The 16,950-nt window shown below is 37.7% G+C and carries 18 protein-coding genes and 2 pseudogenes; 7 read left to right on the forward strand and 13 right to left on the reverse strand.

From position 1 onward, the window contains the following. Nucleotides 1-5: 5 nt before the first annotated feature. The 7 genes and pseudogenes from A9P82_RS03060 to A9P82_RS03095 all read right to left on the reverse strand — a co-directional run bounded on the left by A9P82_RS03060 (nt 6) and on the right by A9P82_RS03095 (nt 5,050). Nucleotides 6-539 (reverse strand): 3'-5' exonuclease, encoded by a 534-nt coding sequence (locus A9P82_RS03060; protein WP_197492229.1) that lies wholly within the window; start codon nt 537-539, stop codon nt 6-8. 442 nt (nt 540-981) lie between these two features. Further along, nucleotides 982-2,409: pseudogene (lpdA, locus tag A9P82_RS03070) on the reverse strand (dihydrolipoyl dehydrogenase); the annotation flags it as partial. Nucleotides 2,410-2,470: 61 nt separating this feature from the next. Further along, nucleotides 2,471-3,364 carry a TIGR01777 family oxidoreductase gene (locus A9P82_RS03075; protein ID WP_066209528.1) on the reverse strand — a complete coding sequence of 298 codons (894 nt, stop codon included), beginning with the start codon at nt 3,362-3,364 and terminating at the stop codon, nt 2,471-2,473. 10 nt (nt 3,365-3,374) lie between these two features. Next, complete coding sequence (locus tag A9P82_RS03080) at nt 3,375-3,734, reverse strand: hypothetical protein (protein ID WP_066204086.1); 360 nt, start codon at nt 3,732-3,734, stop codon at nt 3,375-3,377. 10 nt (nt 3,735-3,744) lie between these two features. After that, nucleotides 3,745-4,104 (reverse strand): hypothetical protein, encoded by a 360-nt coding sequence (locus A9P82_RS03085; RefSeq protein WP_066204090.1) that lies wholly within the window; start codon nt 4,102-4,104, stop codon nt 3,745-3,747. Between the two features lie 2 nt (nt 4,105-4,106). Continuing rightward, nucleotides 4,107-4,616 carry a GbsR/MarR family transcriptional regulator gene (locus A9P82_RS03090; RefSeq protein WP_066204091.1) on the reverse strand — a complete coding sequence of 170 codons (510 nt, stop codon included), beginning with the start codon at nt 4,614-4,616 and terminating at the stop codon, nt 4,107-4,109. A 107-nt stretch (nt 4,617-4,723) separates the two neighbouring features. Beyond that, the gene (locus tag A9P82_RS03095) at nt 4,724-5,050 is read right to left on the reverse strand and encodes a phospholipase D-like domain-containing protein (protein ID WP_066204092.1); all 327 of its coding nucleotides are present in this window, start codon (nt 5,048-5,050) and stop codon (nt 4,724-4,726) included. A 108-nt stretch (nt 5,051-5,158) separates the two neighbouring features. Here A9P82_RS03095 and A9P82_RS03100 point away from each other — a divergent pair, with 108 nt between their 5' ends. Next, nucleotides 5,159-5,938 (forward strand): hypothetical protein, encoded by a 780-nt coding sequence (locus tag A9P82_RS03100; protein WP_066204094.1) that lies wholly within the window; start codon nt 5,159-5,161, stop codon nt 5,936-5,938. A 31-nt stretch (nt 5,939-5,969) separates the two neighbouring features. Then, entirely contained in the window at nt 5,970-6,788 is an 819-nt protein-coding gene (lgt, locus tag A9P82_RS03105) for a prolipoprotein diacylglyceryl transferase (RefSeq protein ID WP_066204096.1), read from the forward strand. Nucleotides 6,789-6,935: 147 nt separating this feature from the next. Here lgt and A9P82_RS03110 read toward each other — a convergent pair whose 3' ends face one another. The 4 genes from A9P82_RS03110 to kdsA all read right to left on the reverse strand — a co-directional run bounded on the left by A9P82_RS03110 (nt 6,936) and on the right by kdsA (nt 11,109). Continuing rightward, nucleotides 6,936-8,135 (reverse strand): bifunctional 3,4-dihydroxy-2-butanone-4-phosphate synthase/GTP cyclohydrolase II, encoded by a 1,200-nt coding sequence (locus A9P82_RS03110; RefSeq protein WP_066204098.1) that lies wholly within the window; start codon nt 8,133-8,135, stop codon nt 6,936-6,938. Between the two features lie 169 nt (nt 8,136-8,304). After that, nucleotides 8,305-8,871: a Crp/Fnr family transcriptional regulator gene (locus A9P82_RS03115; protein WP_066204099.1), complete on the reverse strand. Its 567-nt coding sequence runs from the start codon at nt 8,869-8,871 to the stop codon at nt 8,305-8,307. 36 nt (nt 8,872-8,907) lie between these two features. After that, nucleotides 8,908-10,260, reverse strand: coding sequence for a TlpA family protein disulfide reductase (locus A9P82_RS03120; protein ID WP_082915196.1), 1,353 nt, complete (start codon nt 10,258-10,260; stop codon nt 8,908-8,910). Between the two features lie 21 nt (nt 10,261-10,281). Next, nucleotides 10,282-11,109 (reverse strand): 3-deoxy-8-phosphooctulonate synthase, encoded by an 828-nt coding sequence (gene kdsA / locus A9P82_RS03125; protein WP_066204103.1) that lies wholly within the window; start codon nt 11,107-11,109, stop codon nt 10,282-10,284. Between the two features lie 84 nt (nt 11,110-11,193). Here kdsA and A9P82_RS03130 point away from each other — a divergent pair, with 84 nt between their 5' ends. Both A9P82_RS03130 and A9P82_RS03135 read left to right on the forward strand, forming a co-directional pair. After that, complete coding sequence (locus A9P82_RS03130) at nt 11,194-12,144, forward strand: NAD-dependent epimerase/dehydratase family protein (protein ID WP_066204105.1); 951 nt, start codon at nt 11,194-11,196, stop codon at nt 12,142-12,144. A gap of 195 nt (nt 12,145-12,339) precedes the next feature. Continuing rightward, a complete protein-coding gene (locus A9P82_RS03135; RefSeq protein ID WP_066209529.1) occupies nt 12,340-12,855 on the forward strand; it encodes a DUF2911 domain-containing protein in 516 nt (171 codons plus the stop codon). A gap of 50 nt (nt 12,856-12,905) precedes the next feature. Here the strand turns inward: A9P82_RS03135 and A9P82_RS03140 are convergent, their stop codons facing one another. After that, complete coding sequence (locus A9P82_RS03140) at nt 12,906-14,435, reverse strand: lipopolysaccharide biosynthesis protein (RefSeq protein ID WP_066204107.1); 1,530 nt, start codon at nt 14,433-14,435, stop codon at nt 12,906-12,908. 129 nt (nt 14,436-14,564) lie between these two features. Further along, a pseudogene (gene arfB, locus A9P82_RS03145) lies at nt 14,565-14,957 on the reverse strand (alternative ribosome rescue aminoacyl-tRNA hydrolase ArfB); the annotation flags it as partial. A 95-nt stretch (nt 14,958-15,052) separates the two neighbouring features. Between arfB and dtd the strand changes: the two are divergent. The 3 genes from dtd to A9P82_RS03160 all read left to right on the forward strand — a co-directional run bounded on the left by dtd (nt 15,053) and on the right by A9P82_RS03160 (nt 16,946). Further along, nucleotides 15,053-15,505 carry a D-aminoacyl-tRNA deacylase gene (dtd, locus tag A9P82_RS03150; RefSeq protein ID WP_066204111.1) on the forward strand — a complete coding sequence of 151 codons (453 nt, stop codon included), beginning with the start codon at nt 15,053-15,055 and terminating at the stop codon, nt 15,503-15,505. Between the two features lie 191 nt (nt 15,506-15,696). Next, nucleotides 15,697-16,026 carry a nucleotide pyrophosphohydrolase gene (locus A9P82_RS03155; RefSeq protein ID WP_066204112.1) on the forward strand — a complete coding sequence of 110 codons (330 nt, stop codon included), beginning with the start codon at nt 15,697-15,699 and terminating at the stop codon, nt 16,024-16,026. Next, a complete protein-coding gene (locus tag A9P82_RS03160) occupies nt 16,026-16,946 on the forward strand; it encodes a YihY/virulence factor BrkB family protein (protein ID WP_066204115.1) in 921 nt (306 codons plus the stop codon). Before A9P82_RS03155 ends, A9P82_RS03160 begins: the two co-directional genes overlap by 1 nt. Nucleotides 16,947-16,950 lie beyond the last annotated feature (4 nt).

Consider the following 16,950-nt stretch of genomic DNA (forward strand, 5'->3'; position numbering starts at 1 on the left):
ACAACTCAAATACCATTCTGAATCATTGATTTAACAAGGCGCTCGCCGCCATTGTTAAGAATAATACCAAGCAATTCAGTTGTTGCCATTGCATCTCCGCCGGCACGGTGGCGGCTATGATTATCAATTTTTAATGAGGAACAAAGAAACTCCAGACCATGCTTGGGTAAATTGGGAAATGCACGCCTGCTTAAATTGAGTGTACATAAAACTTTGGAATTTAAATAAAAACCCGATGCTTTTAAAAAATGACTTACATATGGAAAATCAAAACCGGCATTGTGTGCTACAAATATACGACCCTCTAAAAGCCGGAAAATGTTTTCCGCCACTTCACTGAATTCCGGAGCTGCCGCAACCATATCGTTGCTGATACCGGTAAGTTTTGCCACAAATTGTGATATACCCACTTTGGGATTGATTAATGTCTGATACTTACCTTCTATATTTTTGCCGTCATATAAAACAATTGCTATTTCAGTAATTCCATTGTCTTTTACAGGACTTCCCGTCGTTTCAATATCAACTATTGCATACATATTTTCAAACGCCATACTATTTTCACCGTGTGAAAATTTTGTTAATTAAATTAAGGATTTCAAATACAATCGTGAAATCCGAAAGTACTAAAAACTATTTAAAGTATCTTTGAAGTATCAAACTATATTTTTCACTGCCAAGCAAATAGTTATGCGCAAAGTGCTCTTATACGGTTTATTAATATGTGGTTTTACTGCATGTAAAAACGTTGCAACTTATCAACCGAACCTGAAAAAGGGCATTCTAAGTTTATTCCAAAAAGGAGAAACAAAAATTACAGATTCACTCCACTCCAACAATCGGGAATATTTCAATTTCTTTTTAAAGGATGGCTTTGCAAGTAAATTCGGATTGTAAACTCAACAGAACTTTTTTTATTTTTTAATAAAAAAGCCCTTAACGAAAGAGCGTAAGGGCTTTTTCATTTTTCTAAATTCTTAATTAAATATCTGTTGCCTCGCCGTAAGCCATTGCTGTTGCTTCTTTAAACGCTTCGCTCATTGTCGGGTGTGGATGGATTGCATTCAGAATTTCATGTCCTGTTGTTTCCAGTTTTCTTGCTACCACAGCTTCTGCAATCATATCGGTAACATTCAAACCAATCATGTGCGCACCCAGCAATTCGCCGTATTTCGCATCATAGATTACTTTCACAAAACCGTCGGTCGCACCGGCAGCCGTAGCTTTACCTGAAGCGATAAAAGGAAATTTTCCAATCTTCAATTCATATCCTGCTTCTTTTGCCTGAGCTTCTGTTAAACCAACAGATGCAATTTCCGGTTCGCAATATGTACAGCCCGGAACATTACCGTAATCAATACCTTCAGGTTCGTGCGCCAGTTTTTTATTGACAAAAGCGATGTGTTCCGCAGCATTGATGCCCTCTTTGCTCGCTTTGTGCGCCAAAGCCTGGTGTGGTGTGCAATCGCCAATCGCATAGATGCCTGCCACATTTGTCTGCTGATATTTATCTACAATAATTTTTCCTTTTTCAACCGTAATGCCTAATGTTTCCAAACCGAGATTTTCAACATTCGCAACTACGCCAACCGCGCTTAAAACAATATCCGCTTCAATGGATACTTCACTGCTGTTTTTTTTCTTAACTAATGATTTGGTTCCGGCGTCTGTAACATCTACTTTTTCAACGTTAGCGCTTGTAATTACTTCAATGCCTTGCTTCTTAAATTGCTTTTCCAGTTCTTTGGAAATATCCGCATCTTCCACCGGAACGATTCTGTCGAAATACTCAACCAGCGTAACTTTCACGCCCATGCTGTTATAAAAATACGCAAACTCAGTTCCTATTGCGCCGCTTCCCACAATCAGCATAGACTTGGGTTTTTCGGGCAAAACCAATGCTTCGCGATATCCGATAATTTTCTTTCCGTCTTGAGGAATATTCGGCAATACGCGGCTTCTTCCGCCTGTAGCGATTACGATATTCGCAGCTTCCAGAGTTTGTTTGCTTCCATCTGCGGCAGCAACTTCAACCTGATTTTTAGCAACCAGTTTTGCAGTGCCCATTATCACGTCAATCTTATTCTTCTTCATCAGGAACTGAACACCTTTGCTCATTTTGTCTGCTACGCCACGACTGCGTTTCACAATAGCCGCAAAATCCGCTTCTATGTTTTCGGCTTTAATTCCGTAAGCATCAGAATGTTTAAAATATTCATGAACCTGAGCGCTTTTCAACAACGCTTTTGTGGGAATGCAACCCCAGTTCAAACAAATGCCGCCCAATAATTCTCTCTCGATAATTGCAACTTTAAAACCTAACTGCGAAGCGCGGATTGCAGCAGGATAACCGCCCGGACCACTTCCTATAACTATTACGTCGTACGCCATAAAATGTATTTGAGTTTTAAAAAATGTTTCGCAAAATTAAGGCATTTTGGGTTACATAGTACGATAGAAAATGTTACGATTATTCGGCAGGTTGTTCCAAATTTTTTAACGCTTTTTCTATTGTAGGAAATTCAAATTCAAATCCGTTTGCCAATAATTTTTGAGGCACAACCCAACGGCTTTTTAGCAATAATTCAATTTCAGTTCCCATGAGCGACGCTCCTATTTTTAGCATCCATTTTGGCGTGGCTAAACCGAATTTTTTGTTCATGGATTTTCGCAAAGTTTCCATGAAAAAGTGATTGGGAACAGGATTGGGCGAAGTAATATTTACCTTTCCTTCAATTGACGAATGATTTTGAATAAAAGAGACCGCCCGGTAAAAATCATCTATATGAATCCAACTCATCATTTGATTTCCATTACCTTGTTTACCGCCTAAACCCCAACGAACAATTTTTTCGTATTCCGGAAGCGCGCCATCTTTACCTAAAACAATAGATATTCTTAATGCAACTTGCCGAGTTTGCGGAAGCGAAAAACTGAAAAAAGTTTCTTCCCAGGTTTTACCTACGAAGCAAGAATATTCTTTGCCATATTCCGCGCTTTCTTCCGTCATGGGTTTGTCTTCCGAGTGTCTGTAAATAGTTGCTGTGCTTGCATTCATCCAGATTTTAGGCGGCGTTTTACATTGCAAAACCGCTTCGCCTAAAATTTTAGTCGTTTCTACTCTTGAATCCAATATTTCTTTTTTGTTTACTTCGGTGTATCTGCAATTCACAGATTTTCCTGCAAGATTAACCAGCATTTCTGCACCGTCGAGTGCTTCAATAATTGCTTTTTTATCGTTCCAATCAACGTAGTTTTTCCCTCTCGATATAACAAGAATATCATAACCCAGCGAAGCATATTTCTCAAACAAATATTTACCAAGAAAACCTGTGCCGCCTGCCAAAACAATTTTTGGTTGCATAAAATAAAGTTTATTTAAGTGAATGTTTCGCAACTCTTCTTCCCCTGAAAAATAAATACATATTCAGAAACAGCATAATTCCGAGATAAACGCTGAAACCGCCGATTTTATAGCTCAGTGCTTCAATTGTTCCCTGCGCATTGGCGATATAATTCATTTTCAAAATGAATAAGGCGAAGCCAATATTTAGTAAATAAAAACCGATTCGGAACAGAGAGTTTGTTGCTATTGCAACATCGTCTCTGCTTGGGAAAATGTCTTTCATGTACACGATGCTGTTTTTAAAAAGTGTTTTTGCAACATACCATGTAAGCAATAATGCAATTGGCAAATAAATACTGTACGCCAATACTACAAGTTGATTTTTCATACTATAGAATTTAAAGTGAAGAAATATTTTTTTGTTTTTTGGATAACCAATATATCAGTGCCATATTGAAATAATGCGTAACGGAAAGAATAATCAAAAGCGCACCGATATTAACACTCAGCGAATAAATCAATTCTCCGCAATCACTTATGTACTGCCAGTTTCGGAGCTTTAAAAAAGTATAACCAATATTGAAAAGATAATATACAACGAGCAACACATTGTTTAAAGAATCACAAGCCCTCACATCATCTTTATACAGATTTAAAATGAACACGCGACCAATAGAATGCAACTTCCTGCCCAACCAATAAATAATTATGACCATAATTATCAAATAAATAATATAAGCAAGAATGTTGTAGTTCATCTTTATAAAAATAATTTGAGAAGCTTCATCAGAAATTCTCCTTTTTGAGAATTAAACAGCTTGTCAGCCAAGCTTCCGATTTGTGAAGTAAATTGCTCAATGTTCGCGATTTGTGTTACAAACTCTTTTCCTTCAGCAGTTTTGTCCGTATTTTTTACTTGTTTCAATTCCGATAAAACTTCCAAAACGGGGTCTAATTCGCGTTTCTTTCTTACACTGCCGATTTTGTGCGACCATTTCCAAATATCTTTTTCTGCAACAAAATATTCCTTCCTGTCGCCGGCAACAGATTTTTTATACACGATGCCCCAATAGTCTATCAGCTGACGCAATCCCATATTAGCGTTGCCACGAGAAATAACCAACTCTTGCATTATCTGTTCAGTTGTTATAGGTTCGGGCGAAATCAATAACAAAGCATGGATTTGTGCAACAGACTTGTTTATACCCCATTGACTTCCAAGATGTCCCCACGTTTCTATAAACTTCTTCTGTGATTCTTGTATGTTCATGACACAAAGATAATATAATTTCTGAATTTTCAATATTTATTGAAAATATAATTTTAAAAATAATTATAGATAAAAGTGCCCGCAATGTTATCCAGTACAATAGTTCATCATATAAAGTCCCGGCTACAACGAAAAAATATATTCATACTGCTCAATGATTTATACTCAACGCCCGGCTGAATTGTGGTAACATAGGAACCGTTCCAATCTCTGTCGAAAATATTTACAAGCGTTGATACAGGTTCTTTGCCGCTAAAAAATACGGAAGCATCCACCGTATTGTTGAAATAGCTCCATTCCCAATTGCCCGTACCGATGAAAGCCCGGTCGTTATCGGCAATAAAATATTTACAATGTTCCACTCTTGCATAAGGAATGAAACCGCCGGGCGCGGGAGGCAACGTGCTGAATTTTACGGTAATGTTTGGCAGCACTGCAAAGCTTTTGATTTAGTGTTTCAATTTGTTATAATTTATTCCAATTAATTATGCAACAAAGTTGCATTTATTGAATACCTTTGCAAAGATAAAATAATTATAGACGTGTACGGATGGTTATTGGTTTTTGTTCTCGGATTAAAACATGGACTGGCAGCAGACCATATTGCAGCTATTGACGGACTTGGCATGCATTTAACAAGGCAAGGTAAATCTGGAATAGTTCCATGGCTTGGTACATTCTTCGCGCTCGGGCATGGCATTGTAATTACGCTTATCATCAGTATTACGGGGATGTCGGCGATGCACTTTCATCTAACAAAACATTGGATACATTGGTTGAGCTGGCTACCTATTTTGTTACTTTTTGTGATTGCATTTTTAAATGTGAAATTGCTCATAGGAAATCATTCCGGACACAGGCATACATTTGCTTTACCGAATAAAAAAAATAGCGCATCTAACTCATTATCTGCGTTGTTAATAGGCGCCTGTTTTGCCATGTTTCTTGATACACTGGCTGATGCTGCATCATGGGGATACTCTGCCGCCACATCGGGAAGCTATGCCGCAGCATTGTGCACCGGCGCGGTGTTTACGCTTGGTATGTTGGTAACAGATACTATTGACAGCAGGCTACTGGCAAAGGTTATACGGAAAGCCGGATTGAATGAGAATGTCAGAAAGCAAAGAAGATTACTAACTTGGATTGTTGTTGTTTTTTCTTTTGCTATCGGCATGCAAGAATTGATTTCTCAATTTTTTCCAGGCTTCAAAATTTCCGATACAGAAGACATGATTATTGGCGGTCTGCTGGTACTTGCGGTGGCAAAAGTTTATATAGGTATTTATATATCAATTTCGGAGAAAAAATCCATTTTGTAGGTTACATCATCATATTCAAAACAATAAATACATGATCTCATTTATACATTGGAACATAAATCCGGATATTTTTAGTGTCCATGGATTTGCCCTGCATTACTATTCTTTAATGTTCGTATTGGCATTTTCTTTCGGATATCAAATCCTGCTGAATATTTTCAGGAGGGAACATATAGATGAGAAACTGTTGGGGAATCTTGTGATTTATATTGTGATAGCCACACTTGCCGGTGCAAGATTGGGGGATTGCTTTTTTTATGACTGGAGCTATTATAGGTATCATCTTTTGGAAGTAGTTTTACCTATTCAAATCGGGCAAAATGGTACAATCAGTTTTATCGGTTATCGCGGGTTGGCAAGTCATGGCGGTGCAATCGGCATACTCATTGCTTGTGTACTGTATTGCAAAAAATATAAGGTTAATTTTCTTTGGTTGCTGGACAGACTGTCCATTGTGGTGGCATTAGCGGGAACATTTATACGGTTGGGCAATTTGTTCAATTCGGAGATTATTGGTACACCTACAAATGTTCCATGGGCTTTTATTTTTGAAAAAGTGGATATGATACCACGTCATCCTTCCCAGCTTTATGAATCATTTGCCTATCTCGCCATCTTTATTTTTCTGTATAAATTGTATTTCAGTATGCATAACAAACGCAATGGTTTTCTTTTTGGGGTCTTTCTTGTTAGTATGTTTACGGCACGCTTCATCATTGAGTTTTGGAAACAAAACCAAGAGCCATTTGAAAGCCGTATGTTTTTGGATATGGGACAGTTACTAAGTGTCCCGTTCATTATTGCAGGGATTATTTTGTTATATCTGAGAAGAAGGAAAACTGTCTATTGAAGGCACTTATTTAGTCGAAAAATAGTGCCATAGCGCTTTCCGATTGCTATTCAATAAGAAATTTGTGTATCAGAAATAAGTAAATAATTCATTTGTGATTACAAGTCAAGAACGATAAAGTCCACCTCGAATGATGCCCCTTTTATATCATTTCAAAATAGTGTGCCCCATTTTATCTCTCTTGGTTTGCAGATATTTTTCATTGTGCTCGTTTGGTACAATCTCAATTGCAACGGTATCAACAATTTCAATTCCGTAACCATTTAATCCTACACGCTTACTTGGATTGTTGCTCATCAAACGCAGTTTGGTTGCGCCGAGATAACGCAGTATTTGTGCGCCCACGCCATAATCTCTTTGGTCGGCTTTGAAACCTAAATGCAAATTGGCTTCCACAGTATCATAACCTTCTTCCTGCAACTTATACGCGCGTAATTTATTAATCAAGCCAATACCTCTCCCCTCTTGATTCATATATAAAACCATGCCCTTTCCTTCTTTTTCGATCATGCGCATCGCAGCGTGCAATTGCTCGCCGCAATCACAACGCATGCTACCCATAATATCGCCTGTGAGGCAACTTGAATGCACGCGCGTTAATACAGGTTCGCCCTCTTTCCACTCGCCCTTAATTAAAGCCAAATGTTCCGCCGAATTATTTTTTTCTCTGAAAGCAACGAGTTTAAAATGCCCGTATTTGGTGGGCATATCCACGCGCACAACTTCTTCAATCAGGCTGTCGGATTTTAAACGATACTGAATTAAGTCCTGGATGGAAATAATTTTTAAATCGTATTGCTTCGCAATAATTTCAAGTTCCGGCAATCGCGCCATTGTTCCGTCTTCATTCATAATTTCCACCAAAACGCCAACCGGCGGATGTCCTGCGAGCCGCGCCAAATCAACCGCAGCTTCCGTGTGTCCTGCGCGGCGCAAAACGCCGTTTTCCTTTGCACGTAAAGGAAAAATATGTCCCGGTCTGCCAAAGTCTTCGGGCTTGGTATTTTCATCAATTAATGCGCGAATTGTTTTCGCTCTGTCCTGCGCGCTAATCCCCGTTGTATTACCGTACCCAAGTAAATCAATACTCACAGTAAAAGGTGTTTCGTGCAGTGCGGTATTTTTCGGCACCATAAACGATAAATCGAATCTATCGGCAAGCGTTTCAGTAAGCGGTGCACAGATTAGTCCGCGACCGACTTTACTCATAAAGTTGATGATTTCAGGCGTAATATTTTGAGCAGAAGTAATAAAATCGCCTTCGTTTTCACGGTCTTCATCATCCACCACAATAACCATTTTGCCGTTTTTTATATCTTCAATAGCACTTTCTATTTTGTCTAACATGGTTGTAAAATTGATGCGCAAAATTACGATTTAAACAGTTATGAAATTGTTTAAAGAAGTAATAACAGAAGATTTTACAGACGGATGATAATGTGTGTATGCCACGAATGCACGAATAAATAATGTAATAAAAATTCGTGCATTAACTTCGTCGAACGCTGTTTCGTGACTAAGTTGCATTCAACATTTTGCTCAAAAATTCGGGCGTTACGCCAATGTACGATGCTACTTGCTTTTGCGGCAAACATTCAATCAACGTAGGATATTCCGCACAAAAACTTTGATAGCGCTCTTTCGCGGGAAGACTCAAGGAATTAATGAGCCTGTTCTTATACGAAATCAAAGAATTTTCCGCCAATATCCTGAAAAATCTTTCCAGTTTAGGTATCACTTTGTACATATTTTCCCTATCCGATTTTTGCAACCAAAGAAATGTAACATCTTCCAGTGCATCTATGAAAAGACGTGCAGGCTTTTCGTAATTGTGGCTGTACATATCGTTAATCCACCAGCCGTCCGGTGCAAATTGTATCACGTGTTCAAAACCGTTTTTATCAACCGAATAACTGCGCAACAAGCCTTTGGTTACAAACGCTGTGCCTCGGCAAATCTCTCCTTCACGCAGCAAATATTCTTTCCGCTTCAACGATTTTTCCGTGAAATAAGAAAGAAATATTTCCTGTTCTTCGTGCGAAAGTGATACGTGTTTTGATACGTTTTGTAAAAGCAATTCCATACAATTAAGTTAAAAGAAAAATGGAAATATGTAACCTTAATATTTTGTAAGTTCATTTACGGTTTTCAACCAATCATAACCAAATCTCAGTAAAATAATTTTTCCTGTTGGCGTTATTAAATATTTCGTAGGAAATGATTCTACGTGATAATCTTTTTCAACTGTTCCATTCGACATTGCTACGGGAAAATCATAATTATGGCTTGATTGAAAATGCATAACATTCTCAATTTTATCGAGACAAGAAATGCTTATAAGACGTATATCTCTCTTGTGATTTTTTATATCGTCGTAAAGCTGATTTACTTTGGGCATTTCTGCAATGCAAGGTCCGCACCAAGTTCCCCAAAAATCTATCAACACCCAATTGTTTTTATAATCGTGCAACGATATTGTTTTACCCAGAATATTTTTAAGCGAAAAAGGAGCAGGTGTTTTTAATTTGACAAAAACACTGTCGTAAAGATATTCTTTGAAAGTCGTTTTATTGAAATTGGCATTATAGAAATTTTCTAAATCAGAGAAATTATCTGCATTCTCTATGAACGAGTTTGTATATTCTCGAAGCGCTAATATTTTATTTCCCAACTTTTTCAAAAATTCCGCATATGCTCCTATGTATGCGTGCTTGGCATCAGTTCCATAAAGACCTTCGATACCATAATTCAAAAGATATACATTATCATTCAATGTATGAGTTATAGCAGAATTCTGTTCGGCTGTATCCATAGAATATTTTGCTGCAAGCTTTATATCATTTAATGAGTCAGCATAATTTTTATCAAAATATTTATACTTGATATAGTATCCGTGCGATAAAAGGCTGCGAATTAATAAATCCTCATGTGCTTTATTCAGTTTAGACAGTCTGAAAATTGTGCTGTCTAAAATATGTTGTGATTCTGCACGATGCCCTATCACGTAAAGAGAGCAAGACAATAACAATCCATATCTCCCGGCATAGCCCTTTTCCCAAAAATCATCATTTAGTCGAATTAACTTTAAAGCATTATCAATTTTGACGCTGCTGTCTTTATTATCTGCACCGTTTACATCTGCCTTTGCCCATAGAAATAAAGGCTCAATAAAAGGCAATAATTTCTTGGGAGAATTCTTATATAAGCTATCAAGCAATTCGAGTTCCTTATTGTAATTGATTGTCCTGAAACTCACAGCAAACCTCATCCAAAAATTTTGCTGAATCCAATCAAACAATTCTTCGTTGTTAAATGTTTTTATTAATTGAGAAAGCGTATCAATATTCCTTGTCAATAACAAAGTGTTATATCTATATACTTTAAAGTTTTCGGACACAGTATCTTCCGCTACTTGCGCTTTTATCGAAAAAACCATAAAGACAGACAGAATACATAAAGAAATCTTTTTCATAAAAACATTTATGCTTTAAACTTAAACCACAGCTTTCCGCAGCTTCACTAATTTTTCCAACAAAGGTTCGAGCAAATCCAATCGCAGCATATTTGCGCCATCGCTTTTTGCCACTGCAGGATTGGGATGCGTTTCTATAAACAAACCGTCTGCACCCGCCGCAATCGCAGCCTTGGCAATGGTTTCAATCATTTGCGGATTGCCGCCGGTAACGCCGCTCGTTTGGTTTGGCTGTTGCAAACTGTGCGTACAATCCATTATCACAGGAACTTTGTTTTCCTGCATAACCGGGATATTGCGATAATCAACTACCAAGTCTTGGTATCCGAAAGTCGTTCCTCGCTCTGTAAGCATTACTCGTTCATTGCCTTCGCCGGTAATTTTCTCTACGGCAAATTTCATGGATGCACCACTCAGAAATTGTCCTTTTTTTACGTTCACTATTTTTTTAGTGTCCGCCGCAGCTAACAACAAATCTGTTTGCCGGCAAAGGAATGCCGGAATCTGCAACACATCCACATACTTCGCAGCTACAGCCGCTTCCGGCGCGGAATGAATATCGGAAGTTGTGGGCAAACCATATTTTTCTCCCGTCTTTTTCAAAATTTCCAATGCAGATTCATCGCCGATGCCCGTGAAAGAATTGGCGCTTGTACGATTAGCTTTTCTATAACTCGATTTGAAAATATACGGAATACCTAAATTTTTAGTAATCACTGAAACCTTTGCCGCGACTTCATCCAGCAGCTCTTCGCTTTCTATTACGCAAGGTCCTGCAATGAGGAAAAAATTGTTTTCGTCATAAGATTGATTGGCAAATAAATTTTTTAAAAAAGAGAAACGACTCATATAAAACGTTTGTGTTATTTGTTTACAATTGTGCGAACTTACATAAACTTTTGCTTTCTTTGCGCTCGTAAAATTTTAACAGGTATGTCTAACGATACAGACACGATTTTAATCATAGGTGCAGGCGGACAAATAGGTGTTGAACTGACCTTGGCTTTGAGAAAAAAATACGGCAACGAAAATGTAATTGCATCGGATTTGCGCGAAGAAAATCCTTTACTTGCCGGTACAGGCGCATTTGTTTTGATAGACGCTTTGAACAAACAGCAAATTGAAGAAGTTGTAAAAAAAGAAAGCATTACGCAAATATATTTGTTAGCTGCGGTGCTTTCCGCCGTGGGCGAAAAAAATCCGTTGTTCGCATGGAATATCAATATGCAGGCATTACTGAATGTATTGGAAATTGCCCGCGAATACAAATTAGACAAAGTATTTTTTCCCAGCAGCATCGCGGTTTTCGGACCTACATCGCCAAAGCAAAATTGCCCGCAACACACGATTATAGAACCAACCACTATTTACGGAATCAGCAAATATGCAGGCGAAAGCTGGTGTGAATATTATTTTCAAAAATACGGCGTGGATGTACGCAGTATTCGCTATCCGGGAATCATCAGCTATAAGTCTGCACCGGGCGGCGGCACTACAGATTATGCAGTGGAAATTTTTTATGAAGCATTAAAAAATAAGTCTTATAACTGTTTTCTTAGTGAAGACACTTATCTCCCGATGATGTACATGGAAGATGCCATTCGCGCAACGCTTGAGCTGATGGATGCTCCAAAAGAAAACATTAAATCGCATCGTTCCTATAATCTTGCGGCAATCAGCTTTTCGCCAAAAGAAATCGCAGCAGAAATTCAAAAGCATATTCCCGAATTTTCGATTACTTATACTCCCGATTTTCGTCAGGCAATTGCAGACAGTTGGGCGCAAAGCATTGACGATAAAGAAGCGCGACAGGATTGGGGCTGGAAACACGAATATGACTTAGCAACAATGGTGGAGGATATGCTGAAGAACGTGAAAATATAAGCAAAATAATTCTACATCAGTACTAAAAAAGAGGAGGCTATATTATAGTTCTTCTCTTTTTTAATTCACAAATGTCGCATCTATTTCGTGAAAGAAGAAAAACATTAATTTTTGTGTTAAGATATGAATGCGGAAATTTTTTGCGAAGCGAATTGCATACATTTGTTTATTACAAATCATATTAAAACTCATGTTATGAAAAAACTATTGGCGCTTGCATCGTTCTGTGCTGTAATATTTTCAACTTCTTTTGCACAGGAACATAAGAAACCGTTAAGTCCGCCGGCGAAAGTTGAAAACAAATTGGTTGTTATCAATTATTCTCAGCCATCTGTTCGGTCACGAAAAATTTTTGGCGAAGGAAGTTCTTTCTTGCAACCTTACGGACAAATCTGGCGCGTGGGCGCAAACGCAGCTACGACTATTGAGGCGAAGGAAGACATAAAATTCGGCGGCAAATTGCTGAAAAAAGGAACCTACGCTTTGTATTCGATTCCAAACAAAAATGAATGGACTTTTATCATCAATGGAAACCCGAAGCAATGGGGAACGGAATACGAAAAGAACAAAGACAAAGATTTGTTCCAAATAACTGAAAAGCCCGAAACATTATCTCCGTTACAGGAAACATTTACGATGACTTTTGAAGGAAAGTTTTTGGTGTTGAAATGGGAAAATACAGAAGTGAAAATACCGATTACAAAAGCATAAAGTTATAGTCATAAAAAGCCGCTTTGATTAAAGCGGCTTTTTATGAAAGATTAACCTAAATATTTCTTCACAAATTTTCCAACCACAGGCATTGACTGAACTTCTTTTTTCTCTGCCCACAAAACAAGTAATAAAAATAAAAACATTAAAACAATTCCCACAATCGTTTTAATTATCAAGCTGTCTGTAACGTGCGCCACGCCTACGCTTGCGAAATATAACAGCAGCATTACAAACCAGTAAGCCGTTATCTTTTTTACATTATAAGGAACAGGGAAATATTTTTGCCCTACGAGATAGCAAACAATCATCATTACAAGATAACAGATAAATGTTGTCCATGCGCTGGCATACATTCCGAATTTTGGTATGAAGAAATAATTGCCTGCAATGGTTATTGCTGCACCGATTAATGTAATGTATAAACCCATTCTCATTTTGTCCGTAAGCTTGTACCAAACAGATAAATTGTAATACACGCCAAGGCAAATATTTGCCGATAACAAAACAGGAACAATATCTTGTCCTGTTCGGTATTCTTTTCCCTGAATGATGATGTGTTCCCAAACATCTAAAAACAACGCGGTAAAAAGAAAAGCGACTGCAAGCGTAATCACAAACCATTTCATAATACGCGCGTATAAAGCGGGCGCATTTCTCTCTCTCGACTGGTTAAAGAAAAACGGTTCAGCAGCCATTTTAAAAGCCTGAATAAAAAGCGATATAAAAATCGCAAACCTGTAATTGGCGCTGTATATGGCTACAATTCGTTTGTTTACATCGGCTGAATATGGCAGCCATCTGTTTAGAAATTCCCTGTCCATAACTTCGTTTACCATTCCTGCCAAACCAATAATAATCATTGGTGTGCTGTATTTCAGCAAGCGTTTCAGTAAATCGATATTTATCTTAAACCTAAAGCTTTTACATTCGCCAAGAAGCAACAGCATTACGATAATATTCTCTAAAACATTGGCGAGAATTACAAAGCCTGTTCTGTCTTTTGTTCCATACCAAACAGAAAAACTATTTGAAGGATGCGCGCTTACCCAACGCGGCAAAACCACCATAAACACGATAATAAAAACGATGTTACAAACAATGCTGAAAAGATTGATAAACGCATATTTGCGCGGACGATTTTCCTGCCGAAGTTTCGCCATAGGAATTGCAGCAAGCGTATCTAAACCAATCATTACAGAAAGCCACACGATATATTCAGGATGATGATTTAACCCGAAATGATTTTCTATCGGAACTCTGCAAAGACATATAATTGCACAGAGTAAAATGGTCGTAGCGATAATCGAACTAAACGACGTGCGAAACAATGTTTTCTTTTCAATTCCTTCTAAATTAGAAAATCGGAAATACGCCGTTTCCATTCCGTAAGTAAACACAATGTTGGCAACGGCAACCCAAACATAAATGATGCTGATGTTTCCATATTCAATCATGCCTTTGTTGTCGCTCAGCAAATAGGTAAGCAAAGGCGTTAATAAATAAGCCAGCATCTTTTTTCCCACGCTGCTCAGTCCATACCAAACCGTTTGTCCTGCTAATTGTTTTATCTTACTCAAACGAAAATATTTTGCTCAAATGTATTTTATTACACGAATTAAAACTAATTACACCAATTATTCTTACTGTTGGTTATCGGTTTCCCATTATCCTTAAATTTCTAAAATCTTTCCAAATCATGGTTCAGATTATTCCCAATTCTTCCCTCGTTGTTGCTTGCGCAATGAATTGAGCTTTTTGCTTTCCAAACGTTTTTCTTTTGAAGCTACGGAGGGCTTTGTTGCAAGTCTTGTTTTCTTTTTGACTAATGCTTTATTGATGAGTTCATTTATCTTTTGTGTAACAATTTCTTTGTTGCCCAATTGCGTTCTTTCTGTTTGAGATTTCATCAAAAGAAATCCGTCTTTATTGATGCGCGAAGCAAGTTTTGATAAAATAATTTTCTTTTGTTCTTCACTTACAATGCCGGATGCAGCTATGTTCCAGCGCGCCTCCACCATCGTTTCCACTTTATTCACGTTTTGTCCGCCTTTGCCGCCGCTGCGCGCCGTTTTAAAAATCAGTTCAGATGAAATGTCTATCATAAATTTTTTATTACACGAATTTCTTTAAATATTTTTGTAAAGATAATTGTTTCATAATTCGTGCAATTCGCCGTAATTCGTGTAATAAAAATATGCGGGCATTAATCCAACGAGTTTCTCAAGCATCGGTTTCCATTGATGGAAAAATAAAAAGCAATATTCAACGTGGAGTATTGATTTTATTAGGCATTGAAGATGCGGACAATGATGAGGATATTATTTGGTTAAGCAATAAAATCATCAACCTCAGAATTTTTAACGACGAACAAAGCGTGATGAATTTGTCTCTGAAAGATATTGACGGAGACATTTTGTTAGTCAGCCAGTTTACGTTACACGCTGCAACGAAGAAAGGCAATCGTCCGTCATACATTCGCGCAGCAAAGCCTGATATTTCAATTCCTTTGTACGAAAAAATGATTGCACAACTGGAAAAAGATTCAGGCAAGAAAATTGCAACAGGAACGTTCGGCGCAGATATGCAAGTGAATTTGATAAATGACGGACCCGTTACAATTTGGATAGATACGAAGAATAAAGAATAGTTTTGATGACACGAATTTTAAACCCAATTACACGAATTTCTTTTGTAAAATAATTTCCAAACATAAATTTATAATTCATAAGAGCATCTTTTAACACGAATTAAAACAATTTACGCTAAACTATTCTTTTCAATAAATCGCAAAAATGATTCGTGTAATTCGCTGCAATTCGTGTAGTCAAACAAATAATCATGACAATACAAGAAGCACAACAGCAAGTAGATAACTGGATAAAAACCGTTGGTGTTCGTTATTTCAACGAACTGACCAATCTCGGAATTTTAATGGAAGAAGTAGGCGAACTTTCCAGATTAATGGTGCGCACTTATGGCGAACAATCTTTCAAAGAAAGCGATAATGGCAAAGAGCTTTCCGATGAAATGGCTGATGTATTGTGGGTTTTGCTTTGTTTGGCAAATCAAACCAATATCAATCTTACCGAAGCACTACAAAAGAATTTTGAAAAGAAAAATATCCGCGATGCAACAAGGCACTTAAATAACGAAAAACTTAGTTCTTAATGCAGAAAGAGCTGAAACATATATGGAAGGCGTTGGTGCAAACCGCCAAAGATTTCGGTGCGCTGAATATCTTTCGCATGAGTGCGGCATTGGCATATTATACTATTTTCGGCTTAGCTCCCGTATTGATTATTGTATTAAGATTCGTATCAGTATTTGCAAGTAAAAAACCTGTAGGATATATTTTTCTTCAGATACGCAAAGTAGTAGGCGATGCGGTTGCATTGCAAATACAATCCATTATACAAAATGTAATTGCCATGCAACGCGATGTACTGATGCAGGTAATTGGCATTGTTGCACTTATAATATCGGCAACCGGTGTATTTACCGAAATTCAGGATTCGATTAATACTATTTGGCGGGTACGGGCAAAGCCGAAACATGGCTGGTTAAAATTATTATTGAACAGATTATTGAGCTTTTCCATTGTGATTAGCCTTGGATTCATTTTGTTGGTTTCTTTATTGGTCAATGCATTGCTCGCCGCGCTGATGTCTAGACTTAATCAACTATTTCCCGAAAGCACGGTATTCACTTCATATATCGTGAATATTGCTATCACATTTTTAACCACCACCACTTTGTTTGCTATTATTTTTAAAGTGTTGCCCGATGCCCGCATCAAGTGGCAGGATGTCTTTGTGGGCGCTATCACAACCGCCATTCTGTTTATGCTCGGAAGGTTTTTAATCGGCTATTATTTGCAGAAAAGCACCATTACCAATACTTTCGGCGCAGCAAGTTCTATCATTATTATTTTGAGTTGGGTGTATTATTCTGCTATCATTTTATATTTCGGTGCGGCATTTACACGGGCAAATGCACAGTTAAAAGGCAGGGAAATTGAACCGAATGATTACGCCGTGTGGATTGAAACGGTAGAAAGAAAATCAAAATCTGTTGTCAATAGTAATTAAACAA

This window comes from Arachidicoccus sp. BS20 (assembly GCF_001659705.1).
In the GTDB taxonomy this organism is placed as follows: Bacteria; Bacteroidota; Bacteroidia; order Chitinophagales; family Chitinophagaceae; genus Arachidicoccus.

Excerpts from the sequence above, each read along its gene's own strand:
- A9P82_RS03060 (WP_197492229.1), bottom strand. The coding sequence starts at position 539 with ATGTATGCAATAGTTGATATTGAAACGACGGGAAGTCCTGTAAAAGAC.
- A9P82_RS03075 (WP_066209528.1), bottom strand. The coding sequence starts at position 3,364 with ATGCAACCAAAAATTGTTTTGGCAGGCGGCACAGGTTTTCTTGGTAAA.
- A9P82_RS03080 (WP_066204086.1), bottom strand. The coding sequence starts at position 3,734 with ATGAAAAATCAACTTGTAGTATTGGCGTACAGTATTTATTTGCCAATT.
- A9P82_RS03085 (WP_066204090.1), bottom strand. The coding sequence starts at position 4,104 with ATGAACTACAACATTCTTGCTTATATTATTTATTTGATAATTATGGTC.
- A9P82_RS03090 (WP_066204091.1), bottom strand. The coding sequence starts at position 4,616 with ATGAACATACAAGAATCACAGAAGAAGTTTATAGAAACGTGGGGACAT.
- lgt (WP_066204096.1), top strand. The coding sequence starts at position 5,970 with ATGATCTCATTTATACATTGGAACATAAATCCGGATATTTTTAGTGTC.
- A9P82_RS03110 (WP_066204098.1), bottom strand. The coding sequence starts at position 8,135 with ATGTTAGACAAAATAGAAAGTGCTATTGAAGATATAAAAAACGGCAAA.
- A9P82_RS03115 (WP_066204099.1), bottom strand. The coding sequence starts at position 8,871 with ATGGAATTGCTTTTACAAAACGTATCAAAACACGTATCACTTTCGCAC.
- A9P82_RS03120 (WP_082915196.1), bottom strand. The coding sequence starts at position 10,260 with ATGAAAAAGATTTCTTTATGTATTCTGTCTGTCTTTATGGTTTTTTCG.
- kdsA (WP_066204103.1), bottom strand. The coding sequence starts at position 11,109 with ATGAGTCGTTTCTCTTTTTTAAAAAATTTATTTGCCAATCAATCTTAT.
- A9P82_RS03130 (WP_066204105.1), top strand. The coding sequence starts at position 11,194 with ATGTCTAACGATACAGACACGATTTTAATCATAGGTGCAGGCGGACAA.
- A9P82_RS03135 (WP_066209529.1), top strand. The coding sequence starts at position 12,340 with ATGAAAAAACTATTGGCGCTTGCATCGTTCTGTGCTGTAATATTTTCA.
- dtd (WP_066204111.1), top strand. The coding sequence starts at position 15,053 with ATGCGGGCATTAATCCAACGAGTTTCTCAAGCATCGGTTTCCATTGAT.
- A9P82_RS03155 (WP_066204112.1), top strand. The coding sequence starts at position 15,697 with ATGACAATACAAGAAGCACAACAGCAAGTAGATAACTGGATAAAAACC.
- A9P82_RS03160 (WP_066204115.1), top strand. The coding sequence starts at position 16,026 with ATGCAGAAAGAGCTGAAACATATATGGAAGGCGTTGGTGCAAACCGCC.